General features: G+C 44.0%; 5 protein-coding genes and 1 pseudogene. 2 read left to right on the forward strand and 4 right to left on the reverse strand.

The features are described from left to right. The 4 genes and pseudogenes from RMO27_RS12330 to tadA form a co-directional block, all read right to left on the reverse strand. Positions 1 to 993 (reverse strand): annotated as a pseudogene (locus RMO27_RS12330) (hypothetical protein); the annotation flags it as partial. Next, the gene (locus RMO27_RS12335) at positions 960 to 1,973 is read right to left on the reverse strand and encodes a hypothetical protein (protein WP_309732854.1); all 1,014 of its coding nucleotides are present in this window, start codon (positions 1,971 to 1,973) and stop codon (positions 960 to 962) included. The pseudogene RMO27_RS12330 and the gene RMO27_RS12335, both read right to left, overlap by 34 nt. A gap of 149 nt (positions 1,974 to 2,122) precedes the next feature. After that, a complete protein-coding gene (locus RMO27_RS12340; RefSeq protein ID WP_309732855.1) occupies positions 2,123 to 2,278 on the reverse strand; it encodes a hypothetical protein in 156 nt (51 codons plus the stop codon). A 38-nt stretch (positions 2,279 to 2,316) separates the two neighbouring features. Next, positions 2,317 to 2,784, reverse strand: coding sequence for a tRNA adenosine(34) deaminase TadA (gene tadA / locus RMO27_RS12345; protein WP_309732858.1), 468 nt, complete (start codon positions 2,782 to 2,784; stop codon positions 2,317 to 2,319). Positions 2,785 to 3,276: 492 nt separating this feature from the next. Here tadA and RMO27_RS12350 point away from each other — a divergent pair, with 492 nt between their 5' ends. Together RMO27_RS12350 and RMO27_RS12355 are read left to right on the forward strand one after the other, a co-directional pair. Continuing rightward, positions 3,277 to 5,307 (forward strand): AarF/ABC1/UbiB kinase family protein, encoded by a 2,031-nt coding sequence (locus RMO27_RS12350; RefSeq protein ID WP_309732859.1) that lies wholly within the window; start codon positions 3,277 to 3,279, stop codon positions 5,305 to 5,307. 151 nt (positions 5,308 to 5,458) lie between these two features. Next, entirely contained in the window at positions 5,459 to 5,602 is a 144-nt protein-coding gene (locus RMO27_RS12355; RefSeq protein WP_309732861.1) for a hypothetical protein, read from the forward strand. The last annotated feature ends 181 nt before the right edge of the window (positions 5,603 to 5,783 follow it).

Here is a 5,783-nt window from a genome sequence, read left to right on the forward strand (position 1 = left end):
CAACCATAAATTCTCTGAACATCGCAAATTCTCTAGATTTTCTTCAGCATCTAGAATATGCAGTAATATTCGATGACATTCTTCAAAATCTCCAATCTCAAAATAATGATCTATAGCTTCAAAAGCAGCCTTTGCTTGATCGGGTGTAGCGATATTCTCAGAAACTTTGAGATAAAATTTGCCTATCTCTATATTTGTCTTTATCCATTCTTCTTCACTTGACTTTAATCGTAAATAGGATTCTTCTCTAATTACTGGATGTATGAAATATCCCTTAGTGTTTTTATTAATTAAACGACGAGATCGTAAGGACTTAATTACATTTATCGGCATTGATTCCTCCGGTATATCCCAAAGTAAACATGAAAGACCTTTTTCAGTTAGAGTAGGTATGTCTTGATAGCGGTAGCATCCTAACCGACAAAGGAGTCGATAAGCATCATTATCTAATGTTTCCAGACGATCGAATTGATGCTTGATTAAAATTGGCAATCTTTCGTCTTCCGAATTTTCTAATAAGCTTTCTTTATTTTCTTGCCAAAATTGATTTAAACTTTCATGTAAAATATGTTGCGGACAATCTTCTTGATGTTCTTTCTTGTATTGTTTTTGATATTCTTCCTGATATTCTTTGAATTTAGCACTGATAATCTCCATCGCCAGAGCATTACCTCCATATGCTGTACAAATATCCTCCAGCACTTTAGATTCTTCTGGAACGTTTAATTTCTCAATCTTGAAAAACTCTTGCCAATCTTTAGGTAATAAATCTTTCAAATGATATGGTTTAATATTGTCAATATGATAATTCAAACATTCTCGACTAGTAATTAATGTCAATGACTGTCCTGGTAAATCAGCCAAAACTCTCAGTAGATCTATATAGTCACTACGATCGTCAAGAAAGCTACCATCCTGCTTCAATACAGATTCTAAGTTATCAATTATAATGCCAGTTTTTATTGTGCTTCCTTTGATCTTTTCGCGAAACAAAGATAGCTTGCCATTAAAATCGAGCTTATCTCCTCATTATTCCCTCTTTCAGGAAGTTTTATTTCAAGAGCTACCGAGCTTATCTTCTCATTATTCCCTCTTTCAGGGTGTTGATGATTTGAAGGCAGATCGATACCATGCTTAAGAAAATCGGCTAATACAGTAGCAGCAGTCTGGGATGCTAACGGCTGAAATACATCACTCTTATAAGGATCTCCAAAATCAGAAACACCTCGAATTACCAACCAATCTTTATTCATCCTGTTACAAGCACCTGCAAATCCGGTAGCTTCCATCTCTCCAGCTTTTACTCTTCCATGCAAGTTATCGCGGATATTTTGCAAAACAGTAGGATCTTTAATTAACTTTTCACCACTGGCAATAGTACAGCGATCGATCTCAATCTCCTGAATGATATTACGCTCCTGTAAGTGAGATCGATCCTCATTAGATAGAGTTGGAAAATTCCCGCCAATGCTTGTGAATGATGAATTCAATCGGTTTTGATTTTGATTCTTGTCTGCTAAATAAAAAACCACACTCTGGTTAATGCCATTAGGAACAGTGACCATTTCTGTTCGAGGCTTTACTATCTGGATGCCATCTTTCAACCGATCTAGGGTAGCAGATTCATATCCCACAATCCGCTCAGCAAATACTACTTCACCCAGTCTGAGCGTGCCTTTGATTCCAGCAGCAATCCCTACTAATACTAAAAGCTTCGGCTCAAATTCGCTGATAGCTTCGGTAGTTGCAGAACTAGAATTAGGATTACCAGGGCTACCAATGCATCCTAGAGCCAGACTATAACTTTTCTGGATTCTTTCTGAAAATATTTCCCCATAAAGATATGTTGTATTGCTGCCACTAATTTTTATTCTGTTATCAGGAGTTTCTTGAATATCTAACGCAGACTTCACTGCTGAGAGTTCTTGGCCAATAACAGTCAAAACAACGATATCAACTTTGCGGCTTACCATTTTTCAGTTTTCCAGACAGTGGTTGCGCTACTATCCCAGAATCATCACCAAGGACGATTATTTTAGGTTGATGAGACGGTTGAGATGCTTTCCGCCAACCTAAAGTTCTTTCAAGTAGTCTCGACTGTCTTATGATTCCCGATATTTGGTTAAAAGCCACAAAACAGAATTACGATCGACTCGCCCATCGCATTAATTTCTGCTCTCCAGTTGAGATCGGCGACGTAACGAACTGGTATCTGGAGTTGTAACCATGCCGTAAACGCTGAAATAAAATAACTCTCGATCGAATTGTGCGTGAGCATATCCAAAAATTACCCAAATCTTCCTTTGTCAAATCACCCTAAATTCGCTTACTTTTAAACCAATCCTGCAGCTGTTGCCGACAAGTAGATTCCAAAATACCACCGATGACAGTTAACTTGTGATAAGAAGCCGCACTATCAGGAATATTCAACACCGTCCGCACACTCCCAGTCTTCGCATCATCAGCCCCATATACCAACAAACCCACCCGCGCCGCCAAGATCGCTCCAGCACACATCGGACAAGGCTCCAGCGTCACATATAGCGTACACCGATCGAGATGCCAACTATTTAGATACACCCCCGCCGCCCGCATCGCCACAATTTCCGCATGAGCCGTCGGATCGCGATCGCGTTCCCGTCGATTCTCACCCTCAGCAATTACCACCCCATCAGAATTAACAATTATCGCCCCCACAGGCACCTCCCCTGCATTTCCCGCACTCGCTGCTAATTCGATCGATCGAGCCATCCAGTGTTGATGTTCTTGGAAATCTAGATTCATTGGGGGGTAGTGGATAGTGAATAGTGAATAGTGAATAGTGAATAGTTGGGAGTAAAAACGATTAAGTCGCTGCTAACCTCTAGTCCGAAATCGTCCCCAAAGATCGATTATGCGATCGCAATCATCACCCCCACCCCGCCACCCACAGATCGAACCTTACGGAGGGGAGTTTGAGGGGCGGCGTCCCGTCCCCTCAACGGGGGGACTGGGGGTCGGAACCCCCAGATCCGGGTTCTGCCCCCACTAGAAAAGTAGCAACCCACAAGTATTTATAGTTTGCCGATACGCTTAGCACCAGCATCACCCTAAAGCCTAAAGCCTAAAACCTAAAGCCTAAAGCCTAAAACCTAAAGCCTAAAGATCGGCATCTCGCTCCCCAATCATGAGGAAAACCCCCAGCCCTTAATCATTTATTCGCAGTAAAATAGATAATATCCCCAGCTAGTTCGCAAAATTGTTACAATACTTAACAGGGCTAAATATCATCACCTCATGAACACCACACCTGCCAATCAGTCTTCACCAGAGATGAATCGAGTCGATGCTCCGTCTAACCAGTCAGCAGCAGCCGTATCCACCGAACTAGTAGCTGATGCAGAAGTGGTCAATTCCCGCAGAGTCAAAGAAATTAGCGAAGATACCTGGCTGGGGTACGATCCGATCGCGATCGCCCAATATTACAGCACCCAACCCCTCAAAGTATTTGCCCGCTTTATTAATATCTTTCTCCCGATCCTCAACTTTGCCTTGGGACTGTGGCTCGACAAAATCACCAAGCGTTCCAAACAAAACCTCGGCAAACGCGCCACCCAAATTCGCAGATTATTGACCAAACTAGGCCCTGCATATATCAAAATCGGTCAGGCACTCTCCACCCGCCCCGACCTCGTACCACCCCAATTTTTAGAAGAACTAGCTCAATTACAAGACAATATTCCCGCCTTTTCTAACGAGATTGCCTACCAATTCATCGAAGAAGAATTAGGCGACAGACCCGAAGCCATCTACGCCGAAATTAGCGATTTACCGATCGCCGCAGCCTCCCTCGGCCAAGTCTACAAAGGCAAACTCTGGAGTGGTGAAGACGTCGCCATCAAAGTCCAACGTCCGGGACTAGCCGATAGCATCGCTCTAGATCTTCACGTCGTCAGAACCCTCGCAATTTGGGCGCAAACTAATTTCAAACAAATCCGCAGTAACTTAGTCTCGATCGTCGATGAATTTGCCGAGCGCATTTTCGAGGAAATGGACTATGAAAATGAAGGTCGTAATGCCGAAAAGTTTGCCGAACTATATGGCAGTATGCAAGATATTTATGTACCCAGTATCTACTGGCAATACACGGGTCGGCGCGTCCTGACAATGGAATGGATTACGGGGACAAAGCTAACCAATCTCGAAGCAGTTTCCGCCCAAGGACTCAATGCGACTTACCTCGTCGAAGTCGGCGTCCAGTGTTCGCTGCGGCAGTTGCTAGAACATGGTTTCTTTCATGCCGATCCGCATCCTGGCAACTTACTCGCCATGCCCAATGGTAAATTAGCCTACCTAGATTTTGGGATGATGAGTCAAGTTAAACCATACCAACGGTACGGTTTAGTCGAAGCGATCGTCCATTTAGTCAATCGCGATTTTGATGGCTTGGGACGAGATTTTGTCAAGCTAGAGTTTTTGACTCCCGATACAGATTTAACACCAATTATTCCAGCCATATCTTATGTCTTCAACAGCTCGCTGGGCGAGGCTGGGACGAATATTGCTGACATGGATTTTAAGAGTGTTACCGACCAATTATCGGGCGTGATGTATGAATTTCCGTTCCAAGTGCCAGCTTATTACGCCTTGATCTTGCGATCGCTAGCCACCCTCGAAGGGATTGCTATTTCTGTCGATCCAGAATTCAAAGTATTGGCAAAAGCTTATCCCTACGTTGCGAAAAGATTACTCACGGATCCAGCCCCCGATCTGCGTAACTCCCTCAAAGAACTGTTATTTAAAGATGGTTCCTTCCGCTGGAATCGCCTGGAAAATCTGCTCAATAATGCCCGCAGTAGCGACGAGTACGATCTCAACCAAGTCATCGATCAAACCTTAGATTTCATTCTCTCTGATCGCGGTACCTTTATCCGCGATTATCTGGCCGATGAAATCGTGCGCGGCTTAGATACTTTTGGCAATAATACGCTCCAGAATGTCACCCATGCCATTCAAAAAGGGATCGGCATGAAGGTGCCCACGACCCCTAAAACTGCCCAACCAACATCAAATGGTCTCGAACATATCCAGCGGATTTGGGGCATCTTACAGCAGACCAAAGGCTTCGATCCGGCGATCGTTTTACCTCGGATCCCCCAGATCTTGATGAAATCCGAAACCCAAGCCTTCGGTCAAAAAATCGCCAGCGGTTTAACCCAGCGGATGGCCGCCCGCTTGATTCGTGAGGTGTTATTGCAAGACGTCCCTGCCGAAATCGTCGTCAACGATCGACCCCAACTTGCTCTGCCTACTCGTACCCGAAGATAATCGAGTACATTTGCAACGTTGAGCGATCGCCTAGACTCCTGCAATTAATTTGTAGGGGTTTTCTGTCTTGATGCAGTCGATCGATCTGGTATCTAATGTGAGTTTTTCCTAACTCCAGAGGCTACGCCAACGGGATAAGGATTTTCGATTAATGACTCCTGGCTCCGTCTCCACCTACCAGCAATTCCAAATTCAAAATATTTTACCGATTCGCTACCAACGATCGATCGTTTCTGGTGGGGTTGGGCAGGTTTGTTTGACACTTATTGGTACAAATCCAGGTTTCCTAGCATAAACCTGCCCCTACGAGGTGTCTCAATAAGTTTGAATTTGGAATTGCTGTCCACCTACCATTCGATCGAGAATTAACGACAGAAATGGTTTAAAACGGTTTTTCTCTGATGGATGAATCAGCCCTGTCTTCAAGGAGGGGTGACCGATAAGGCAGTGTGGCTAGATCTCCGCTTAGATTTGCC

Origin of the sequence: Chamaesiphon sp. OTE_75_metabat_556 (genome assembly GCF_031378165.1) — a bacterium.
Taxonomy (GTDB): domain Bacteria; phylum Cyanobacteriota; class Cyanobacteriia; order Cyanobacteriales; family Chamaesiphonaceae; genus Chamaesiphon.